The sequence below is a fragment of the Sphingomonas sp. OTU376 genome (assembly GCF_038440415.1).
GTDB lineage: Bacteria > Pseudomonadota > Alphaproteobacteria > Sphingomonadales > Sphingomonadaceae > Sphingomonas > Sphingomonas kyeonggiensis_A.
In genome coordinates this window covers 1-22039 of record NZ_JASATQ010000034.1, presented here as the reverse complement: position 1 = coordinate 22039, position 22039 = coordinate 1, and the positions used below count along the sequence as shown (strand labels likewise).

Genomic DNA, 22039 nt, shown 5'->3' with positions numbered 1-22039 from the left:
GCCTCCCTAGCTGTCCGCACCGTGAAAAACGAAATGATCGCAGTTGTTGATCGCGCCTCCTCGTTCTTGAAGGCGCTATCGGGTCGAAGCCGTTTTCTGCTGCTCTGCCATCTCCTGGATGGCGAGAAGTCGGTAGGTGAGCTCGCACGTCTTACCGAGGCGCGCGATACCGCCGTATCGCAGCAGCTGGCACTCCTGCGACGCGAGGGCATGGTTGCCGCGCGTCGTGACGGGCAGATGATCTTCTATTCGCTGGCCAGCGACGAAGTCCGCCAGATGTTCGAGGCGATGTACGGCCTGTTCTACCGCACCGAAGCGGATCAGCCGCGCGAAGCCGTTCCGGCATAAAGCCGTTCGACATCCTCCCTGCGGGCCAGCTCGGTCGCGGGAGTCATCAGCGTCGCGGCTCCGGCGGCGATGCCATAGTGTAAAGCGTCCTCGATCCCCTTGCCCTGCGATGCGGCAAGGGTGATCGCCGCCACCATCGAGTCCCCGGCACCCACCGTGCCCTTGGCCTCGACCGGGATGGCCGGCACCCGCAATTCCACGCCTTCGCCGGCCAGCAGCGCCCCGCGTTCGGCGAGCGACACCACCACGACTTCAGCAAAGCCGCGCTTCCGCAGTTCGCGTGCCGCCGCCATCTCGTCTTCCTCGCCGTGGATCTCGCGGCCAAGCAGGTCGGCGACTTCGCGCAGGCTCGGCTTGATCAGCCAGGCACCGGCGCCTTCACAGGCGGCAAGGGCAGGACCGGAGGTATCGATCACCAGCTTCACGCCGGCCTCTGCGCAGCGCGAACCGATCCGCGCGAGGATCGCAGGATCGCAGCCTGGCGGCAGGCTGCCGCTCACCACGATATGGCTGACGTCCTTCACCCCGAACAACGCGTCGAGCAGCGCCGCCTGTTCGTCGGCGCTCAGCTCGGGGCCCGGCAGCACGAAGCGATACTGGTCGCCCGGCCGGCCTTCATCGACGGTGAAGCTCTCCCGGGTCGCGCCCTTGATGGGCACGGGCAGGATCGGGACCCGCTGTTCCTCGAGCAACTGGACGATCGTCGCGCCCGCCGGTCCGCCGCTCGGGAACACCGCGACCCCATCGCCGCCCAGATGCGTGATGACCCGCGCGACATTGATCCCGCCACCGCCCGGATCGAAGCGGGGCGGGGAGCAGCGCAGCTTGTGGCCGGGGCGGACTTTCTCGGTACAGGTGGTGACGTCGAGCGCCGGGTTGAGCGTCAGCGTCGCAATGGTCACGGATCAGTGGGTCCGGTCCAGCGCGGCGCGCGCGGCGGCGACGATCGTCTCCTGCGGACGGTTCACCCGGATGCGGTGCCAGTGGATCTCGCCCACCGAGCGGCGCGATTGTTCGCGCACCACCATCTCGGTCGCATCCGAAGCGTCGTTTTCGCGCGCATTCACCCGGGCGATCCGGTCGCGCTCTGGCGCTTCCAGCCAGATGCCGGTGAAGGCAGCGCGGTAGCGATCGGCCAGCGCCTCCACCACGTCGCGCTCGCTGCGCGCCATGAACACCGCGTCGAGGATCACGCTGTTGCCGCAGGCAAGGTGATCGTCGGCGGATTCGAACAGCGCCTCATAGGTCTCGTCGTCATTATGCCGGGTATAATGCCTGGGCGGCAGCCGGGTTTCCGGGCTCACGCCCGCGAGGCGCTTGCGGAACACGTCCGACCGCAGCACCCGCGCGCCGGGCAGGCGGCCGATCCGGCTGCCGAGCAGCCGCGCCAGCGTCGACTTGCCGGTGCCCGAAAGCCCGCCGATCACCACCAGCCGCGGCCTGGCCGGGGCGAGCAGGCTGTCGGCCAGCTCGGCATCACCGTCCAGGCTGGCGCGCAACGAGAGATAGAGCGGCAGCAGCGCCCAGCCGGTCGCGCCCTGCGGCGCGACGTCGAGATAGCGGTTGGCCAGCGTGTTCGCCTCGCCGGCCATGCCCGCGCGCATCACGTCGAGCACGGGGCGGGCAAGGTCGTGGAGCACGTCCAGCGGCTCGCCCATCACCGCGCGGATGCGGCCGGCGGCGATGCGGCGGCCGATCGAGTCGGTCTGGGCGGCAAGCTCGGTACGCTGGGCGTCGGTGGTCGCGCTCAGCGCCAGCGTCTTGCGGAAGGCGGCGCCGTCGCCCTTGGGCGCGGCGAGGTGCGCTGCGGCGATCCGGTCGGCAAGGGCGTGCAGCTGGGCCGTGTCGAGTTCGCCGCCCAGCAGCGCCTCGAAATCCGGGTCCTGGCTCACTGCCAGCGCCGCCATATCCCACCCCTTTCTCGTCCGTCTAATCAGCCCCTAGCACGAGTTTCCTGAACGATCTTGGACAAGATCGACCTATCGCGCCGCGGCACCCGCAAAGGCATCCCGGATCACCCCATGGAGTGCCTTTGGCTGGTACTGGTCATTATAGGGCGTGGCGCGCTGCAATGTCTTGTCCTTGCGCGGCTTGAACCCGTTGAGCCAGGTGAAGCGATCGCACATGCCCCAGGCGAGCACGTCGCGGAGCTGCGGGTAGGAGAACATGATCTCCAGATACGCTGCGGCATAGTTGGCGACGATCCCGTCGCGCAGCTTGGCGTCGGTCGGCAGCAGGTGGTCGTCCACGTCGAACTCGGTGACGGCCAGCTTGTAGCCCATCTGGGTGGCGCTATCGAGGAAGGTGCGCCACGGCTTCTCCTGCCGGCTCACCAGCGCGCCCACCGTGCCGTCGCCGGTCAGGCCGATATGCGATTGCACGCCCAGCGTGTCGCAGGGGATCCCCCTCTTCCGGAAGCCTTCCAGCAGCTTGAGCACGCCGTAGCGGTGCCCCTCATTGCCCGGCTCCCAGCTCATGTAATCATTGTAGACCAGCTCGACGCCCGGGGCGTGCTCGCGGGCGGTGTGATAGGCGAAGTCGAGCATCGCCTCGGTCCCGCCGAACGCCTTGGAGAGCGACGAGGTGCGCAGCGCGCCGGTGCCTTCCTCCACCGTCTCGTTGACCACGTCGAAGCTGACGATGCGGTTGCCGTAGAGCTTGCACAAGGTGCGGATGTGCTGGCCGAGGATCTTCTCGGCTTCCTTCACCGGCGACGCGCCGAAGTCATGCTCGTTCAGCCATTTCGGGAAGTACTGCGTCTTGTGCCACAGCAGCGTGTGGCCGCGCATCGCCATGCCGTTGGCCTCGGCATAGTCGAGCATGTCGGAGAAATGGTCGAGGTTGAAGGTCTTGGCGTCGGGCCGGATCGCCTGCCACTTGAACTCGTTCTCGGGCACCAGGATGCCGCAGTCGCGCTTGAGCAGCTCGGCATATTTCGGATTGGCGTAGGATCCGCGATCCGCCCCCGAAGGTCCCCAGGCGAAGCAGGAGCCGAAGCGCATGCCCTTGGTCTTCGCCACCGCATGGATCCCCTCCACCGCCTGCGCGAGGGCAGGGAAGGGCAGGATGGCGAGCGCCGCCCCGGCGCCCAGCAGTCCACGACGCGTAATGTCAGTCATCAGCAAGCCTCTCCCGCTCACCAGTTGAACAAGGTTCCGTCCTCGAGCCGTGCGACGGGGAGATAGGCGCGCTTATATTCGTATTTCGCAGCCAGTTCCTCGTCGATCTCGACACCCAGCCCCGGCGCATCGCCCGGGTGCATCATTCCGTCCTTGAACGAATAGGCATGCGGGAACACCGCATCGGTCTTCGCCGTGTGCGGCATCAGCTCCTGGATGCCGAAATTGGGCACCGACAGGCCGAAGTGGAGCGCCGCCGCCATGCAGACCGGGGACAGGTCGGTCGCGCCGTGGCAGCCCGTGCGCACCTGATAGAGGTCCGCGAACGACGCGATCCGGCGCATGTGCGTGATCCCGCCCGCATGCACCATCGTCGCGCGGACATAGTCGATCAGCTGCTCTTCGATCAGCTGCTTGCAGTCCCAGATCGTGTTGAAGATCTCGCCCACCGCCAGCGGGGTGGTGGTGTGCTGGCGGATCAGGCGGAAGCCGGCCTGGTTCTCGGCCGGGGTCGCATCCTCGAGCCAGAGCAGCCGGTACGGTTCCAGTTCCTTGCCCAGCCGCCCCGCCTCGATCGGGGTCAGCCGGTGATGGACGTCGTGGAGCAGGTGTACATCCCAGCCCAGCACCTCGCGCGCCTTCTCGAACAGCGGCGCCACCGAGCGCAGGTACTTCTCGGTCGACCACAGGCTTTCGGTCGGCAGCGCGCCGTCGGCCGGCTCGTAGCGCTGGCCCGGCTTGGCGACGCCATAAGTGGATTTCAGCCCCGGCACGCCCGCCTGCAGCCGGACGGCCTTGTAGCCCTCTTCCACATGGCGGACGGCTTCCTCGATCGTCTCCTCGATCGTCGCGCCGTTTGCGTGTCCGTAGACCATGCAGCCCTCGCGGCTCGCGCCGCCGAGCAGCTGGTAGAGCGGCATCCCGGCGAGCTTGGCCTTGATGTCCCACAGCGCCATGTCGACCGCGGCGATCGCGCACATCGTCACCGGGCCGCGCCGCCAGTATGCGCCCTTGTAGAGATACTGCCAGATGTCCTCGATCCGGTGCGCGTCGCGCCCGATCAGGCAGGGGATGACATGATCCTGGAGATAGGCGACCACCGCCATCTCGCGGCCGTTGAGCGTCGCGTCGCCGATGCCGGTCGTGCCGTCGGCCGTCTCGATCTTGAGCGTCACGAAATTGCGGTCGGGGCAAGTGACGATCACGCGCGCGGATACGATCTCGGCCATGACGTTCCCTGCTTCCCCTTCCTGGTCCGGCGCGTCGTCGCCGCGCGCCCCTATGCTTGGTAGCGCTACCATTGTTGCGCTGATACAAGCTTGTCAACGGCGGCGTATGACCGCGTAGAGACGGGAAGAGCGATGCTTCGGAAATTGCTGGCTATTTTGTCTGCGTTTTTGTGTTTCGGCCTTGCGAATCAAGGCCATGCCGAAGACGGATATGACCTTTGGCTGCGCTATCAGCCGCTCGAATCCAGTGCGAAGACGCGTTACGAGCCGCTGGTCACGCATCTGGTGGCGCCCAATGCGCGCCCAACGATCCGGGCTGCCACCGACGAGTTGCAGCGCGGCTTCAAGGCGATGTTCGGTTATGACCTCGTCCAGCGCGAGACACTGATGGGCAACGGCGCGGTGCTGGTCACGCGTGCCGATTCCCCGAACCTCAAGGGGCTTGATCTGCCGTTCGCGAAGCTGGGCGAGGAAGGCTATCTGATCCGCACCGCGGTGATCGCCGGCAACCGTACGACGATCATCGCCGGAAACAGCGATGTCGGTACGCTCTACGGCGTGTTCCGCTTCCTGAAGCTGCTCCAGACCGGCCAGCCGATCGACAATCTCGACATCACGGACGCGCCGAAGCTCAAGGTCCGCGTGCTCAACCATTGGGACAATCTCGATCGCCATGTCGAGCGCGGCTATGCGGGGCAATCGCTCTGGGACTGGCAGAAGCTGCCGCTCCACAAGGACCCGCGCTACACTGATTATGCCCGTGCCAATGCCTCGATCGGCATCAATGGAACGGTGCTGACCAACGTGAACGCCAATGCCGACATCCTGCGCCCCGATTACCTGCAGAAGGTGAAGGCGCTGGCGGAAGTGTTCCGTCCATACGGCATCAAGGTCTACCTCACCGCGCGTTTCTCCGCGCCGATCGAGCTCGGCAAGCTCAAGACCGCCGATCCGCTCGATCCGCAGGTCCAGGCCTGGTGGAAGGCCAAGATCGACGAGATTTACAGCGTCATCCCCGACTTCGGCGGCCTGCTGGTCAAGGCGAACTCGGAAGGCCAGCCAGGCCCGTCCGACTATAAGCGTACCCATGCCGAGGGCGCGAACATGCTTGCTGATGCGCTCGCTCCGCATCACGGCATCCTCATGTGGCGCGCCTTCGTCTATGCCGCCGAGAATGCCGAGGACCGGCACAAGCAGGCCTATACCGAGTTCCAGCCCCTCGACGGCAAGTTCCGCGACAATGTCCTGGTCCAGGTCAAGAACGGCGCGATCGACTTCCAGCCGCGCGAGCCCTTCCATCCGCTGTTCGGCGCGATGCCGCGCACGCCGCTGATGATGGAATTCCAGATCACCAAGGAATATCTCGGCTTCGCCACGCACCTCGCCTATCTCGGCACGATGTGGGAGGAGGTGCTCGAGGCCGATACCTTCCGCCCGCGCAAGGGCAGCACCGTCGCCAAGGTGATCGAGACGCCGATCGATGCCGGCGCCGCCACCGGCATGGCCGGGGTCGCCAATATCGGCAGCGACCGCAACTGGTCGGGCTCGCAGTTCGACCAGGCTAACTGGTATGCCTTCGGCCGCTTCGCCTGGGATCCCGATGCGAAGGCCGAAGCGATCGCGCGCGACTGGGCGGCGATGACCTGGGGCAGGGAAGCCGCCGACCCTGTGGTCCGCATGATGATGGGTTCGCGCGAGGCGGTGGTCGATTACATGACCCCGCTCGGCCTCGCGCACCTGATGGCGACGGGCCACCATTACGGCCCCGGCCCCTGGGTGTCCGACCTGGCCCGCCCCGAATGGAACCCGGTCTATTATCACAAGGCGGACGCGGCCGGCATTGGGTTCGATCGGACGGCCAAGGGCAGCGACGCGCTTTCGCAATATGCGCCCGAGGTCGTGAAGGCCTGGGGCAGCCCGAAGACCATTCCGGAGAATTTGCTGCTCTGGTTTCACCATTTGCCCTGGGACTATCGCACCAAGTCCGGCCGCACCCTGTGGGACGAACTGGTCACCCGCTATGACGCGGGGGTGGATGCCGTCGGGAAGATGCAGGCCGACTGGACCGCCCTGCACGGCAAGGTCGACGAGGCTCGCTGGGCCGAGGTCCGTGACTTCCTCGCGATCCAGCACGAGGAAGCTCTATGGTGGCGCGACGCCTCGATCGCTTATTTCCAGTCGATCTCGAAGCGCCCGCTGCCGGCGGGGCACAAGCCACCCGCGCATGACCTCGACTGGTACAAGGCGATCACCAATCCCTATGCGCCGGGACAGGGGAAATAGCCTTTCCCGAATTCCCTCTCCCGCTCGCGCGGGAGAGGGATAGAGTGCCTAGCCCCTCTGCAATCCGCGCATCAGATATTGCCGGATATATCCCCGGAGCTGCGGGGTCGGTTCGCCCAGCACGCCGCGCATGTCGTCGGGCATGTGCCCGGCGGGGTCGCCATGTTCGCGGAACACGAAGGTGTCGAAGAAGGCTGACCAGGCCGCGCGGCGATCGGCCGGCAAATGGCCGATCGCCAGCACCGCATGCATCATCGCATCGAAGCGCATGTCCTGTTCGGGGGCGTCCGCCCACCAGAAATTGACCAGCACGTTGAACGGCGACAGCGCCTCCACCTGGTGCCACCAGAGCGCGGGGATGAAGATCGCGTCGCCCGGCTCCAGCTCGGCGACCAGTGCCGCGTCCAGCGCCGCCCGGAAGCGGGGGAAACGGTCGAAGTCAGGGGCATTGGCATCGACCATGCTGGTCGGCTGCCCCGCCACCGTATGGTCGAGCGGGCCGACATAGAGGTTGGGCGTCTGCTCGGGCGGGAACAGGGTGAAGCGCCGCCGCCCCGCCGCGACGCAGGCGATATTGTCCGAGGCATCGAAATGGGTGCTGATCCGCGAGGCATTGCCGATCCAGATCCGCGGCTCGGCATCGAGCCCCGCCAGCAGCGGCATCGGATTGGCCTCGGTCAGACCCGGCAGTGTCCTCCCGGTCTCCACCGCGCCGGCATAGACGGCCGGTGCATTGTCGCGTCCCTGCAGTGCCAGCAGGTAGCGCAGCAGGTCGGCGAAGCTGCCCTTGCGCCGCTCGAAGTTGAAGCCGCGCAGGTCCGGCGCATAGAAGAACCGCCCTTCGATCGCCGGTTGCCCGACAAAGGCTTCCGCTGCCGCACCGCCGTCAAAGCCCAGCAGATAGTCGCAGGCGCCCTGTGGCGAGGTGCCGGCGGCCACCAGCGGCCAGTCCTTCACCAGCCCGCGCAGCACCACCGGCGCATAGCCGGCGACCAGCGCGCGGAAGGCTTCGGCATCGGGCGTGCCCTGGATTTCGCGGATCGGTTGCATCGGCATCGCTTTTCAATATCCCGGAAATGCGCCGGCCACATCCCGGTGGTTCGTTTCCGGGGCATGTCGGTGAACTCGCTCGATCTTTCGCTCAATCCACGCCCTGCGGCGCAGCTCTCGCATATCGGCAGGGAAGGGGAGCCCCTGCTTCGGCTCGACGGGTTGATGCGCGATGCCGGGCAACTCGTCGACTATGCCGCGCGGCAGGGCGGGTTCGAGCCGGTCCATGGCCCGGCCGGCGGCTATCCCGGCATCCGGGCGCCCGCGCCGCTCGATTATGTCGGGGCGGTGGTCCGCGCGCTCGATCCGGTGCTGCGCGAAGCCTTCGGGCTGCACGGCGTCCGCCTCGGCCGGGCCGAGTGCAATTTCTCGATCGTCACGCTGGGGGGCGGGGATCTCGCGCCGTCGCAGCGCGTGCCGCACATCGACACCACCGATCCGCTGCAATTCGCCTTCCTCCACTATCTCTGCGGCCCGGAGCAGGGCGGCACCGCCTTCTACCGTCACCGCGCGACCGGGTTCGAGGCAATCACCCCCGAACGTCAGCCGCATTATGAAGCGGTGCGCGCCACCGAGCCCGAGCCGGCGCCCGGCTATATCGCCGGCGACACCGCCGAATTCGAACAGGTTGCCGCCGCCGATGCCGTGTTCGACCGGCTGCTTGTCTATCGCAGCCGTCAGCTCCATTCCGGCCTGGTGACCGGTGCGGGCACGAGCGATCCGCGCACCGGCCGGCTCACCGCCAACATCTTCGTCAGCTACCGCGCCGTCTGAACAAAAAATAGGCGCCGCCGGTTGGAAACCGGCAGCGCCAGGCAGGGTGTATCTCGGATCAGAAGTTGAAGCGTGCGATCGCGGCGAAGCGGCGGTCGTTCATGTACCAGCCGCGCGGCACTTCGATGATGCCGCCCCCGATCTTCGAGATCACCGCGTTGGTGCGGGTAACCTCGTTGGTCAGGTTCGAGCCCTGCACGCCGATCTTGATCTGCGGGGTCACCGCGAAGAAGATCGATGCGTCGAGCTGGCCGGTCGCCTTGTTGATGATCGGGTCGTTCGGCGTGATCACGTCACGCACCGTGAGCAGGAAGTCCGAACGCCACGAATAGCTGGCGCGCAGTGAGAGCGGGCCATAATCGAAGAACGGGGTGATGTTCACCTGGTGCTTCGACAGCCCCTGCAGCGGCAGCAGCGAGGTGTTGACCGTGGTCACGCGGCCGGCGGCCACGTCCGGATCGGTCTCGGACAGGGTCGACTGGGGCACGCCCGAGCTGTCGACATAGGTGTAGTTCGCCTGCAGGCCCAGGCCCTTGAGCGGCCCCGGCAGGAAGTCGAAGGTCTGCTGGTAGCTGACTTCGACGCCCTTGATCTTGCCCTTCTCGGTGGCGTTGATCGGGGTGGTGATGACCACCGGATAGGTCTGGCCGTTGTTGGTCAGGTCGACGCGGCGGGTGTCGTTGGTCACCACGCCCGACAGCACCTTGTAGAAGGCCGAGACGGTCAGCGAGCCGACCCGCGAGAAATACCACTCGGCGGTCAGGTCGAAATTGTCGGCTTCCACCGGCTTCAGATACGGGTTGCCCGCGGTGGTCACGCCCTGGAAGCGGAAGCTGCCTGGGACGAGATTGCCGTTGGCATCCACATTCTGCACCACCGACAGGTTCGCCTGCAGATAGTTGCGGATCAGGCCGGTCTGGGGCGGCGAGACGCCCTTGAAATAGGCGGCGCGGAACTGGAGGCCGCCGCCCGCCTCGAGCTTCAGGTTCACGCTCGGCAGCCAGTAGGTATAGTCGAGCGAGACGTGCGACGGGGTCAGCGCGCCGTTGACGAAGGCGCGAGCCGCGTTGCGATCCGCGATGCTGTACGAGCAGAAGGGCGATGGCGTCGCCGGCGGCGTCACCGGCGCGGCGCAGCTGGCGTCGGTCGGGAAGGCCGTGGTGTTGGTGAACGAGACATAGCCGTCGGTGTCGCGCTTGGTCTTGGTGTAGCGCACGCCGACGTTACCGGTCAGGTGCAACCCACCCAGATGCGTGTCGATCTTCGCCATCAGATAGGCGGCGTAGTTGCGCTCGCGGATCGGGTTGATCTCGTCCGGCAGGAACGGCGTGCCCTGGATCACGCCGCAGCGATTGGCCAGCGCGTTCCAGCCGCCATTGACGACGCGGCCATCGGCGCAGGTGCCGGTCGCCTGCCATTCGCGCGAGATCGCGTTGGCATAGTCGATCATCGCGGCATAGTCGGACGCGGTGTTGCCCGAATAGTAGAGCCGCCCGTCCCCGCCCAGCGGATTGCTGACCTGTCCGCGGAAGAAGTTGTTGAAATAATAGGCGGAATTGGACGTATTCGCCGTGCCGTCGGTGTGGTTGGCGTTGTTGCCGTTCACCGGCATGCTCAGCCAGACCGGGCCGTTATTGCCCCACTGCTCCGAAAGCACGCCCCAGTTGTAGCGCGAATAGCGCGAGACCTGGTCGCGATCGGCATAGCGGATGCCGCCCTGGATCGACTTGAGGAAGCCGTTCTCGGGCAGGGCATAGTCGAGGTCGAGGCGGAACGCGTCGGAATTGCCGCTGCTCTGCTCGATATGGTCCATCGCCGCGCGCGGGAAGCTGTTGTACGGATCGACGAAGCTGGTGTGGCCCGCGCCGAAATAGGTCGGGTTCGCCGAGCCGCCCAGCGCCTGGGCGCTGTTGCAGTCGAAACCGGTGCCCGGCGGGTTCTGCGAATTCGCGGCGGGGCCGTTGCAGACCTGCGGCGCGACGAACGCCACCGTCGGGAAGTCCGACCCGTTCAGCTTGATCGACGCGTTCTGGTAGGTCGAGTTCCACAGCGTGTTGTCGAGCACGTTGGTGGTCGACTTCACATGCTGATAGTCGAAGATCACGCCGAGCCGGTCAGTTGCGTTCCATTTCAGGTTGAAGCCGTAATCGTCGGTGACGAGCTTCTCCTGGTGGTCGCGGCGGATGTTGTTCGACTGCAGGCCCAGCATCGGCACGCGTGCCGCACCGGTGTTCTGGTCGCCGCGCCAGCCGGTCGGGCCGGTGATCGTGCCGCTGACGAACATGCCGTCGCTGTCGAAGTCGAGCGTGGTGCCCGGCACTCGGCGCGAGTCGCCATTGGCCGAGACGTTGTCGGTCGCGATCTCGATCGTGCGCTCGCTCCAGGCCTGGCGCGCGTCGGAGCGCAGGAACTGGGCGACGGCCTCCACCGAGCCGTCATTGCTGCGATACTGGATCGCCCCTGCATAGCCGTAGCGCTCGCGGTTGAACTCCTGGCGGCCCATCACCGCGCCGCGCGGGAAATAGACCTGCTTGCTGATCGTCGTGCCGCCATTGTCGACGACGTCGCCGTCCGAATAGAGGTTGCGGATACGGAAGCTCGAGACCTGGAAGCGGTCCGACTGGCTCTTGAGCTGCGAATAGGAGAAGTTGGCGAGCACGCCGAACTCGCCGATCCCCGTGTCCCAGCGGTTGCTGACCATGATCGAGCCGGTCGGCGTCCACTTCTTCTCGAAGTCGCCGTAATTGCCCTCGAGCGAACCGGCGACGATCAGGCCCTTCTTGTTGTCGAAGGGCTTGCGCGTGCGCAGGTTGACCACGCCGGCGATGCCGCCTTCGATGCGGTCGGCCGAGGGCGACTTGAACACGTCGACGCCGCCCATCATTTCCGAAGGCACGTCGGCGAAGCTCAGCGAGCGGCCGTTATTGGCGGTGAACGCCTCGCGGCCGTTGAACTCGGAACGGACATAGGTGAGGCCGCGCACGACCACGCCCGAACCCTCGACCGAGAAGTGGTCGGGATCGACGCCGGCGGCGAAGCGGTTGATCGAGACGCCCGGGATACGCTGCAGCGTTTCGGTGACCGAGCGGTCGGGCAGGGCGCCGATGTCCTCGGCCGTCACCGAGTCGACGATCACGTCCGAATCCTTCTTGAGGCTCTGCGCGCTCTGCAGCGACTGGCGATAGCCCTGGACGACGATCGTGTCTTCCTGGGTGGTCTCGCTGGTCGTCGGCGCGGGCGTGCCCGCGGCCTGGCTGTCCTGTGCCCAGGCAGGTGCCGCTACCGAAAGGCAGGCAAGCGCCGCGGCCGACACGCCGGCGCGCAATGCGCCGGTGCGGAACCTGGCGGTCCTGTCGATGTGATGAATAGAATCGTGCTTGCGCATCGAGCTGTCTCCCCTCCCTGTTAGCGCTATCATTTCCGAGCGCGTTTCTTGTTTGTGTCCAAACTAATGTAGGAGTTATGGAAAGATCAAGCCGTCTTGTTACGCTTTCATGTAAACCTCGGATTTGTGGTGTTTTCGCAACGGTTTCGCTGCGTTGCGGCACGAATTTCGCACCTGCGAAGGGGGCAGGAAGGCTTCGAATCGGCCGCTGGAACGATTGACGGTTTCGCGACGGGAGCGCTAACATTCGGGCTGGAGAGGGGCATCGCAAGAATGCTGATTGGGCGCATACTCGTGGTCGGCGGGGGCACTGCGGGGTGGATGGCCGCCGCCGCACTCGCGCATAAATTCGCGGGCACGGGCATGGCGATCACGCTGGTCGAATCGGCCGAGATCGGCACGGTCGGCGTCGGCGAGGCGACGATCCCGCACATCCGCCATTTTAACGCCACGCTCGGCATCGACGAGGCGGAGTTCCTCGCGGCGACGAAGGGCACCTACAAGCTCGGCATCGAGTTCGTCGACTGGGGCCGCAAGGGCGACAGCTATATCCATCCCTTCGCCGAGTTCGGCGCCCCGATCGATGGCGTGCCCTTCCACCACCAATGGCTGGCAAGCCAAGCGGCAGGGGCGTTCGAGGAGTTTTCACTCCCGATCCAGGCCGCCCGCCAGGGCCGCTTCCGCCGGCCGGACGGCGATCCCTACAACTATGCCTATCAGTTCGACGCCGGCCTCTACGCGAAGTTCCTCCGCGGCTATTCCGAAGCGCGCGGCGTTGTCCGGCGCGAGGGCAAGGTCACCGATGTCGCGCTCGACGGTGAAACCGGCTTCGTCCGCTCGGTCACGCTCGAAAGCGGCGAGGTGCTGGAAGCGGACCTGTTCGTCGATTGCTCGGGCTTTCGCGGCCTGCTGATCGAGCAGGCGCTGCATGCCGGCTATGAAGAATGGACGCACTGGCTGCCCTGCGACCGCGCCATCGCGCTGCCCTGTCCCAATACCGGCCCGCTGCCGCCGCTCACCCGCGCCACCGCGCAGGAAAGCGGCTGGATCTGGCGCATTCCGCTCCAGCACCGCACCGGCAATGGCCATGTCTATTCGAGCGGCTTCACCAGCGACGATGCCGCGCTGGAGACCCTGCTCGCCCAGCTTTCCGCCGATCCGCTTGCGGAGCCCAACCGCCTCCGCTTCGTCACCGGCAAGCGCAAGCGCCAATGGGTGGGGAACACGATCGCGATCGGCCTCGCCTCGGGCTTTCTCGAACCGCTCGAATCCACGTCGATCCACCTGATCCAGGTCGCGATCGGCCGGCTGCTCGATCTGTTCCCCACCCAGGCATGGGACCCGCTCGACGCGCAGGAATTCAACCGGCTGATGGCGCTCGACTATGAGCGCGTCCGCGATTTCCTGATCCTCCATTATCACTGCCAGCAGCGCGAAGATTCCGAGTTCTGGCGCCACTGCCGGGCGATGACCGTGCCGGACTCGCTCGCCCACAAGCTCGAGCTGTTCCGCGAGCGCGGCGTCGTGGTCCAGTATCGCGAAGGCACCTTTCTCGAGCCGAGCTGGCTCGCCGTCTATCTCGGCCAGCACGTCACCCCGCGTCACACCGACCCGCGCGCCGGCGGGCCGCAGGTGGCCGCTGCCATGGCCGCGATGCGTGCCGAAATCCTCGCGACAGCCGAGGCGATGCCCAGCCACGAAGCCGCGCTGGGAATGGCGGCATGATCGCGCGCATCGGCATTGTCGGCACCGGCGTCGCCGGCTGGATGGCCGCATTGGCGCTCACCCGCGCGCTGCCCGGCACCGCGATCATCGTCATCGCGACCGAGGGCCCGGACCACAGCCTCGGCCCCTTCGGCTCGGCCGAGACGAGCCTGCCGGACTTCCCTTATTGGCTGGCCGATCACGGCGTGGACGAAGGGGGACTTCTTCGGGCAGCCCAGGGCAGCTTCTCGCTCGGCACTGCCTTTTCAGGCTGGGCAGGGGAGGCGGACTGGTTCCTGCCCTTCGGCACGATCGGCGCCCCGCTCGCCACTACCGCCTTCCACCAGCTGGCGGCACGCCTGCGTGAGGCCGGCCAGCCCGTACGCCTCGCCGATTTCTCGCTTGCCGCCATCGCCGCCGCCTCGGGGCGCTTCATCCGGCCGAGCGAGGATCCGCGTTCGATCCTGTCGAGCTATGGATATGGCCTCCATCTCCACCGCGCCCGCCTTGCCGAAACCCTGCGCACCGCCACCGGCTTGCAGCCGGTCGGCAGCTTCCGCGCCTTTGCCGACGATGAAGTCGAGCTGCAGGACGGTACCCGCCTGGCCGCCGATCTCTGGCTCGATTGCTCCGGCCCGGCCGCGCTGCTCGCCGGCGACAGCGGCTGGGAAAGCTGGGCCGAATGGCTGCCCTGCAACCGTGTGGTCGAGAGCTGGAACCCGGCCGAGGGCATCCCGCCGCCCTATGGCCATGCCGGCGCCTTCGAGGCCGGCTGGCAGCGCACTGTGCCGCTGGTCGGCGGGCAAAGCGGGGCGCTGTTCTACAGCGCGGCACATCTCCCCGAGCAGCCCGGCGCGATCCCGATCGTCCAGGGTCGCCGCACCCAGGCCTGGGCCGGCAACGTCATCGCGCTGGGCGCCGCCGCCACGCTGGTCGAGCCGCTCCACGGCTGGAACCTCGCCCTCCTCCAGAACACGCTCGCCCGACTGATCGGCCTGCTTCCCGCCGCCCCGAATGGCCCCGAGCCCGCCGAATATAACCGCCTGACCGCCGAGGAAGCAGACCGCGTCCGCGACTTCGCCATCCTCCACTACAAGACAAATGGCCGCACCGGCGAACCGCTCTGGGACCATGCCCGCACCGCGCCGGTCCCCGAGACGCTCCAGCACAAGCTCGACCTGTACGCGAGCCGGGGTCGCGTGCCGCTCTATGACGGTGAGCTGTTCGAAGCCGAGGACTGGATCGCGGTGCTCGACGGCCAGGGCATCTGTCCGCGCCGCCACGATGCGCTCGCCGATGTCATTCCGGAGGAAGCGCTCGCGCAGCATTTCGGCCGCATCCGTTCGCTGATCCTCGACGCGGTCCGCGCGATGCCGCACCATGGCGCCACGCTTCGTGCCGAAGGACTGATCGCATGACCGCCCCCGCGCCGATCCGCCAAATCGTCATCGTCGGCGGCGGCACCGCTGGCTGGATGGCTGCCGCGGCGCTCTCGCGGCTGGTCCCCACCGGGGTGTCGGTCACGTTGGTCGAGTCCGAGCAGATCGGCACGGTCGGCGTCGGTGAGGCGACGATCCCGCCGATCCGCAACTTCAACGCACTGCTCGGCCTCGACGAGAGCGACTTCCTCGCCAGGACCCAGGGCACGATCAAGCTCGGCATCGAGTTCCTGAACTGGACGCGCGAGGGACATCGCTATGTCCACCCGTTCGGCGAGTTCGGCTTCGATATCGAGGGCGTGAAGTTCCACCAGATCTGGCGCAAGCTCCATGAAGAGGGGCGCGCGCGAGAGATCGACGATTACAATGTCTGCGCGCTGGCGATGACCGCCGGGCGCTACCAGCCGCCGGTGCAGGACCCGGGCTCGATCCTGTCGCGCATGGCCTATGCCTATCAGTTCGATGCGTCGCTCTATGCCAGGTACCTGCGCACCTATGCCGAACAACGCGGCGTCGTCCGCGTCGAGGGCAAGGTCGCCCATCTCCCGCTGCGTGCCACCGACGGTTTCATCGAGGCGGTGGTCCTCGAAGGCGATCGCCGGATCGAAGGCGAGCTGTTCATCGATTGCACCGGCTTCCGCGCGCTGCTGATCGAGCAGGCGCTCCACACCGGCTGGGAAAGCTGGGCGCACTGGCTGCAATGCGACCGCGCCGTCGCGGTGCCCAGCGCCAGCCCGGGGCCGGCGATCACCCCCTTCACCCGCAGCACCGCCCACCGCGCCGGTTGGCAATGGCGCATCCCGCTCCAGCACCGCGTCGGCAACGGTCATGTCTATTGCAGCGCCGACATCTCGGACGACGAGGCCAGCGAGACGCTGCTCGCCAATCTCGACGGCGCCCCCTTGCGCGATCCCTTCCTCCTCAAGTTCGAGGCCGGCCGCCGCAAGCGTGCCTGGGAGAAGAACTGCATCGCGCTCGGGCTCTCCTCCGGCTTCCTCGAGCCGCTGGAATCGACCAGCATCCACATGATCCAGTCGGGCATCCACAAGCTGATGGCGCTGCTGCCCGACACCGGCTTCTCGCCCGTGGAGCGCGACGAATTCAATCGCCTGACCGACACCCAGATGGAGCAGGTCCGCGACTTCATCATCCTCCACTACCACGCCAATGAACGCCAGGACGGCGACCTCTGGCGCCGCGTCCGCGAGATGACGATCCCCGAGAGCCTCACTCGCAAGCTCGCCCTGTTCCGCAACCGCGGCCGCTTCTTCCGCTACGAGGACGAGCTGTTCGCCGAATCGAGCTGGATCGCGGTGCTGCTGGGGCAGGGGGTGATCCCCGCCGGCTGGGATCCGCTGGTCGACGGGCTCGACGAGGACAAGCTCGCCACCAGCCTGTCGCGCATCCACGAAATGTTCGCCCGCGCCGCCCAGGCGATGCCCCGCCACGAGGAATGGCTCGCCCGCAACGCGCCCGCAAGGAACGACGCATGACCGACAAAGACCCAACGGATCGCAATATCCGCTCCATCCTGATCGTAGGCGGTGGCACCGCCGGCTGGATGACCGCCGCCACGCTCTCGCGCATCCTCGGCCCCGATTATGCGAAGATCACGCTGGTCGAGAGCGACGAGATCGGCATCATCGGCGTCGGCGAGGCGACCATCCCCCAGATGGCCACCTTCAACCGCATGCTCGGCCTCGACGAGGACCAGTTCATCCGCGAGACCAAGGGCAGCTTCAAGCTCGGCATCCAGTTCGTGAACTGGGGGCGGATCGGCCACCGCTATTTCCATCCCTTCGGCCGCTACGGGCTCGACATGAAGGGCGTGTCCTTCCACGCCTATTATCTCCGCATGCGCCAGCTCGGCGAGGCACCGGACGTCGATGAATGGTCGCTCCAGGCGATGGCGGCGCGCGACGACAAGTTCATGCGCGGCATCGATGCCGGCAATTCGCCGCTCTCCGACATCGCCTATGCCTATCATTTCGATGCCGGCCTCTATGCCAAGTTCCTCCGCAGCTATGCCGAGGATCTCGGGGTGGTCCGCCGCGAGGGCAAGATCGTCGACGTGCAGCTGCGCGGGGAGGACGGCTTCGTCCAGTCGGTGAAGATGGAGGACGGCAGCGAACTGGCGGCCGACCTGTTCATCGATTGCTCGGGTTTCCGCGGCCTGATCATCGAGCAGGCATTGAAGGCCGGCTATACCGACTGGTCGCAATGGCTGCCCTGCAACCGCGCCATCGCCGTGCCCTGCGAGAGCGTCGATGCCTGGACGCCCTATACCCGCTCCACCGCACATACGGCGGGCTGGCAATGGCGCATCCCGCTCCAGCACCGGATCGGCAACGGCCATGTCTTCTCGTCCGACTATATGTCCGATGACGAGGCTACCGCGATCCTGCTGGCGAACCTCGACGGCGCTCCGCTCGCCGATCCTCGCACCGTCCCGTTCAAGACCGGCCACCGCAACCGCATGTGGGTCAAGAACTGCGTCGCCATGGGCCTGTCCGGCGGTTTCCTCGAGCCGCTGGAATCGACCTCGATCTGGCTGATCCAGTCCGGCCTGTCGCGCTTCCTGACGATGTTCCCGGACCGCGACTTCAACCAGGCGGACATCGATCGCTACAACCGCATCATGCAGACCGATTACGAGGAGATCCGCGACTTCCTCGTCCTGCACTACCACGCGACCGAGCGCACTGATTCCCCCTTCTGGAATTACTGCCGCACGATGGAGATCCCCGAGCGGCTCGCCGAGAAGATGCGCGTCTTTCGCAGCCATGGCCGCGCCTTCCGCGAGAATGAGGAGCTGTTCAACGACACCAGCTGGTTCGCGGTGATGCTCGGCCAGCTGATGGAGCCGGCCGGCCATGACCCGGTCGCCGATGTCATGCCCCTGGAAGAGACCCGCTCGCGTCTCGCCCATATCCGCGAGGCGGTCGCGAACAGCGCCGCCTACATGCCCAGGCACCGCGACTTCATCCGGGACAATTGCGCAGCATGAACCGATTCCTGACCACCGCCGCCGCGCTGCTCCTCGCCGTGCCCGCCACCGCCCAGCCGGTCGCGACCTTTTCCAGCTTCACCTATAGCGGCAGGGACGCGTCCGACGCGCTCACCGCCGGGCCGAACGACTATCGCAACCCGATTCTCAAGGGCTTCTACCCCGACCCGAGCGTCACCCGGGTCGGCGAAGACTTCTACCTCGTCACCTCCACCTTCGGCTGGTACCCCGGCATCCCGGTCTTCCACAGCCGCGACCTGATCCACTGGACCCAGATCGGCAACGCGATCGACCGGCCGGGCCAGCTCGACTTCAAGCAGCTCGGCCTGTCGCGCGGCGTCTTCGCGCCGTCGATCCAGGCGAAGGACGGCATTTTCTACCTGCTCAACACCTGCGTCGATTGCGGCGGCAATTTCCTGCTGACCGCGAAGAACCCCGCCGGCCCGTGGAGCGACCCGGTCTGGCTGCCCGATCTCGAGGGTGGCGTCGATCCCTCGATGTTCTTCGATGACGACGGGCGCACCTGGGTGGTCAATAACGGCCCGACCAAGGGCAAGCCGCTCTACCAGGGGCACCGCGCCATCTGGGTCCAGGAGTTCGATCGCAAGACCAGCAAAACCTTCGGTCCGCGCACGCTGCTGGTCGACGGCGGCATCGACATCTCGAAGAAGCCCGTCTGGATCGAGGGACCGCACATCTTCAAGAAGGACGGCTGGTATTATCTCAGCTGCGCCGAGGGCGGCACCGCCGAGGGCCATAGCCAGGTGATCCTGCGCTCCAAATCCGTCACCGGCCCTTACGAGGCGTGGAGCGGCAACCCGATCCTCACCCAGCGTGATCTGCCGCGCGACCGCCCGATGCCGATCACTTCGGCCGGCCACGCCCAGCTCGTCACCACCCCGGACGGCAAATGGTGGGCCACCTTCCTCGCCGTGCGCCCGTACGAGGGCGATTTCTACTCCACCGGCCGCGAGACCTTCCTGCTGCCGGTCGAGTGGAAAGACGGCTGGCCGGTCATCCTGCCCGCCGCCACCCCGATCCCCTGGACGCACGCCAAGCCGGCGCTGCCCCAAAGCAAGGCGCCGATCCCCACGTCTGGCGCCTTCACCATCCGCGACGATTTCCGCGGCAAGCTCCCGGCTTATTGGATGATGCTCCGCAACCCGCGCGAGGACTGGTACCGCACCGGCGCCGCCGGCCTGATGCTCAAGGCGCGCGCCGCCGGCCTCGGCGACAACGCCAATCCGAGCTTCCTCGCCCGGCGCCAGCAGCATACCAATGCCGTTGCCGAAACCGTGGTGAAGTTCGCGCCCGAAAAGGACGGCGACCGCGCCGGGCTCGCGGTGCTGCAGAACGACGACTATTGGTTCTTCGTCGGGGTGAAGCGGGTAGGGGGCAAGGCCGTCCTCACCCTGGACCAGCGCGAAGGGCCGGATAGCCCGAAGCTCGGCAAGACCCTGGCCACCGTGCCCGCGCCCGCCGGCCCGGTGCGGCTGCGCATCGCCGTGCAGGGCCGCAGCTACGCCTTCAGCTATGCCGCGCCCGGCGCGAAGCCCGCCTGGAAGCATCTCGGCAAGGTCGAGACCGACAGCCTCACGACCAAGGTCGCCGGCGGTTTCGTCGGCTCGGTGTTCGGCGTGTTCGCGGGGCGAGGGGAGTGAAGCTCGCCGACAAACTCCCCTCCCTGCAAGGGAGGGGCTGGGGGTGGGTCGATGCACGCGATACGGCGCGGTCGCGCGATCGGATGCAGTATCGCCAGGCCACCACCCACCCCTCGATCCCCTCCCTTGCAGGGAGGGGAGCCGCGCTCCTCCTCGCCGCACCCTTGCTCCTCGGTGCGAGCCCGCCCGCGACGCCGATCAACCTCAACCAGCTCGGCTTCCAGCCCGGCGATCCCAAGATCGCGACGCTCGACGACGAAGGGGCGGCGTTGCCCTGGGAGTTGCAGGACGCTTCCGGACGCACCGTTGCGCGCGGCACCGCGAGCGTGTTCGGCAAGGACCCGGCCTCTGGCGAGATCGTCCAGCGCATCGATTTCAGCAGCTTCCGCACGCCCGGCAGCGGCTATCGGCTGGTCGCCGGCAACCATGCCAGCGTCCCCTTCGACATCCGCCCGAACCTCTACCGTCCGCTCGCCCGCGATGCGCTCGCCTTCTTCTACCACCAGCGTGCCGGCGTCCCCATCGAAGCGCGCATCGTCGGCGCGAAATGGGCGCGCCCTGCCGGCCACCCGCATGAAGTCGCGAAATGCTTCACGGGCAAGGACGAGCGCGAGATGCTGTGGCTCGGCGGCTGTCCCTACAGCCTCGACGTCACCGGCGGCTGGTACGACGCCGGCGACCACGGCAAATATGTCGTCAATGGCGGCATCGCGCTGTGGACCCTGCTCAATGCCCATGAGCGCAACCCCAAGGCGCTCCCGGCGGGTCCGAACGGCGCGCCGAGCCTGCTCGACGAAGCCCGCTACGAGATGGACTTCCTGCTGCGCATGCAGGTGCCGCAGGGCACGCGCATGGCGCTTCCCTCGGGGCCGTCCAAGCCCCTGGCGAACAGCCCCGGCTGGCGCTCGGTCCCGGCGGATCTGGCCGATCTCGATGTCTCGGGCATGGCGCACCAGAAGGTCGCTGATCGCTGGTGGACCGCCTTGCCCACGCCACCGCAGAACGACACCCAGGAACGACTGCTCTATCCGCCGACCACCGCCGCGACGCTCAACCTCGCCGCCACCGCCGCCCAGTGCGCGCGGATATGGAAGACGCTCGACCCGGCCTTCGCCGCCCGCTGTCTGGCCGCCGCCGAGCGGGCCTTCGCCGCGGCCCGGCGCAACCCGCAAGTCTATGCCACGAACAGCTTTACCGGCTCGGGCGGCTATGGCGACGAGCAGCTCTCCGACGAATTCTACTGGGCGGCTGCCGAGCTGTTCGTCACCACCGGCAAGGCGAAATACCAGCAGGCGCTGGCCGCCTCGCCGCATTTCTGGAACCCGGCGGGCGAGCCTGGCTGGCCGCAAGTCGCGACGCTCGGCACGATCACGCTGGCGACCCGGCCCTCGGCGCTGGCCGCGCCTGACGTGAAGCGCCTCCGGGGCCGGCTCACGGCGCTGGCCGATCATTTCCTCGGCGATGAGGCCGGCAACGGCTATCGCATCCCCTATCTGGCCAAGGACTATCCTTGGGGCTCGAACGGCGCGCTGCTCAACCGCGCGATTGTGCTGGGCGTCGCCTCGGACCTCACGCACGACCCGAAATACCGGGCAGGGGTGATCGACGCGATCGACTATATCCTCGGCCGCAACCCGAACCACGTCTCCTATGTCAGCGGCTATGGCACGGCCTCGATGCAGCACCCGCACCACCGCTTCTGGGCGCCCTCGCTGGATCCGACACTGCCCGGCCCGCCGCCCGGCGTGCTCTCGGGCGGCCCCAATTCCACCTCGATGGTCGATCCGGTGGCGCTGCAGATGAAGGGGAAATGCGCGCCCCAGACCTGCTGGTCCGACGACGTCCGCGCCTATGCGCTCAACGAAGTCGCGATCAACTGGAACGCCCCGCTGGTATGGGTGGGGGCGTGGCTGGCTGAGTAGCGAAATGAGAAGCCCCTCCCTGGAAGGGAGGGGTTTGGGGTGGGTATTTGCCCGCGATACGGTGAAGCAGGGTGGGTGTTGGCCGTATCGCCCGGCCTAGGGCCCCCCCCCCCACCCC

General features: G+C 66.9%; 15 protein-coding genes. 9 read left to right on the top strand and 6 right to left on the bottom strand.

Features of this window, described 5'->3' with window-relative positions; genetic code table 11:
* Positions 1-21: 21 nt before the first annotated feature.
* On the top strand, positions 22-348 hold the full coding sequence (locus AAHM44_RS14745) for an ArsR/SmtB family transcription factor (protein ID WP_269576184.1): 327 nt from the start codon (positions 22-24) through the stop codon (positions 346-348).
* On the opposite strand, the gene AAHM44_RS14740 is transcribed toward AAHM44_RS14745, so the two are convergent.
* From AAHM44_RS14740 to manD, 4 genes are all read right to left on the bottom strand, one after another.
* Complete coding sequence (locus AAHM44_RS14740) at positions 321-1250, bottom strand: 1-phosphofructokinase family hexose kinase (protein WP_342250454.1); 930 nt, start codon at positions 1248-1250, stop codon at positions 321-323. The genes AAHM44_RS14745 and AAHM44_RS14740 overlap by 28 nt on opposite strands.
* A gap of 3 nt (positions 1251-1253) precedes the next feature.
* Positions 1254-2255 (bottom strand): AAA family ATPase, encoded by a 1002-nt coding sequence (locus AAHM44_RS14735; protein ID WP_269576182.1) that lies wholly within the window; start codon positions 2253-2255, stop codon positions 1254-1256.
* Positions 2256-2327: 72 nt separating this feature from the next.
* Complete coding sequence (locus AAHM44_RS14730) at positions 2328-3467, bottom strand: endo-1,4-beta-xylanase (RefSeq protein WP_342250453.1); 1140 nt, start codon at positions 3465-3467, stop codon at positions 2328-2330.
* Positions 3468-3484: 17 nt separating this feature from the next.
* Complete coding sequence (gene manD / locus AAHM44_RS14725; protein ID WP_342250470.1) at positions 3485-4696, bottom strand: D-mannonate dehydratase ManD; 1212 nt, start codon at positions 4694-4696, stop codon at positions 3485-3487.
* Between the two features lie 132 nt (positions 4697-4828).
* Between manD and AAHM44_RS14720 the strand changes: the two genes are divergently transcribed.
* Positions 4829-6979 carry an alpha-glucuronidase family glycosyl hydrolase gene (locus AAHM44_RS14720; protein ID WP_342250452.1) on the top strand — a complete coding sequence of 717 codons (2151 nt, stop codon included), beginning with the start codon at positions 4829-4831 and terminating at the stop codon, positions 6977-6979.
* A 48-nt stretch (positions 6980-7027) separates the two neighbouring features.
* Here the strand turns inward: AAHM44_RS14720 and AAHM44_RS14715 are convergent, their stop codons facing one another.
* Positions 7028-8035, bottom strand: coding sequence for a cupin-like domain-containing protein (locus tag AAHM44_RS14715; RefSeq protein ID WP_342250451.1), 1008 nt, complete (start codon positions 8033-8035; stop codon positions 7028-7030).
* Between the two features lie 39 nt (positions 8036-8074).
* Between AAHM44_RS14715 and AAHM44_RS14710 the strand changes: the two genes are divergently transcribed.
* Positions 8075-8803, top strand: a complete 729-nt coding sequence (locus AAHM44_RS14710; RefSeq protein WP_342250450.1) for a DUF6445 family protein — start codon at positions 8075-8077, stop codon at positions 8801-8803.
* A gap of 58 nt (positions 8804-8861) precedes the next feature.
* Here AAHM44_RS14710 and AAHM44_RS14705 read toward each other — a convergent pair whose 3' ends face one another.
* The gene (locus AAHM44_RS14705) at positions 8862-12188 is read right to left on the bottom strand and encodes a TonB-dependent receptor (protein WP_342250449.1); all 3327 of its coding nucleotides are present in this window, start codon (positions 12186-12188) and stop codon (positions 8862-8864) included.
* Between the two features lie 273 nt (positions 12189-12461).
* Between AAHM44_RS14705 and AAHM44_RS14700 the strand changes: the two genes are divergently transcribed.
* The 6 genes from AAHM44_RS14700 (at position 12462) to AAHM44_RS14675 (ending at position 21921) form a co-directional block, all read left to right on the top strand.
* A complete protein-coding gene (locus AAHM44_RS14700) occupies positions 12462-13913 on the top strand; it encodes a tryptophan halogenase family protein (protein WP_342250448.1) in 1452 nt (483 codons plus the stop codon).
* Positions 13910-15310 carry a tryptophan halogenase family protein gene (locus AAHM44_RS14695; protein ID WP_342250447.1) on the top strand — a complete coding sequence of 467 codons (1401 nt, stop codon included), beginning with the start codon at positions 13910-13912 and terminating at the stop codon, positions 15308-15310. The genes AAHM44_RS14700 and AAHM44_RS14695 overlap by 4 nt, the downstream gene beginning before the upstream one ends.
* Positions 15307-16824: a tryptophan halogenase family protein gene (locus AAHM44_RS14690; protein ID WP_342250446.1), complete on the top strand. Its 1518-nt coding sequence runs from the start codon at positions 15307-15309 to the stop codon at positions 16822-16824. Before AAHM44_RS14695 ends, AAHM44_RS14690 begins: the two co-directional genes overlap by 4 nt.
* A complete protein-coding gene (locus AAHM44_RS14685; protein ID WP_342250445.1) occupies positions 16821-18338 on the top strand; it encodes a tryptophan halogenase family protein in 1518 nt (505 codons plus the stop codon). Before AAHM44_RS14690 ends, AAHM44_RS14685 begins: the two co-directional genes overlap by 4 nt.
* A complete protein-coding gene (locus AAHM44_RS14680) occupies positions 18335-19999 on the top strand; it encodes a glycoside hydrolase family 43 protein (protein ID WP_342250444.1) in 1665 nt (554 codons plus the stop codon). The genes AAHM44_RS14685 and AAHM44_RS14680 overlap by 4 nt, the downstream gene beginning before the upstream one ends.
* A gap of 83 nt (positions 20000-20082) precedes the next feature.
* The gene (locus AAHM44_RS14675) at positions 20083-21921 is read left to right on the top strand and encodes a glycoside hydrolase family 9 protein (RefSeq protein ID WP_342250443.1); all 1839 of its coding nucleotides are present in this window, start codon (positions 20083-20085) and stop codon (positions 21919-21921) included.
* Positions 21922-22039 lie beyond the last annotated feature (118 nt).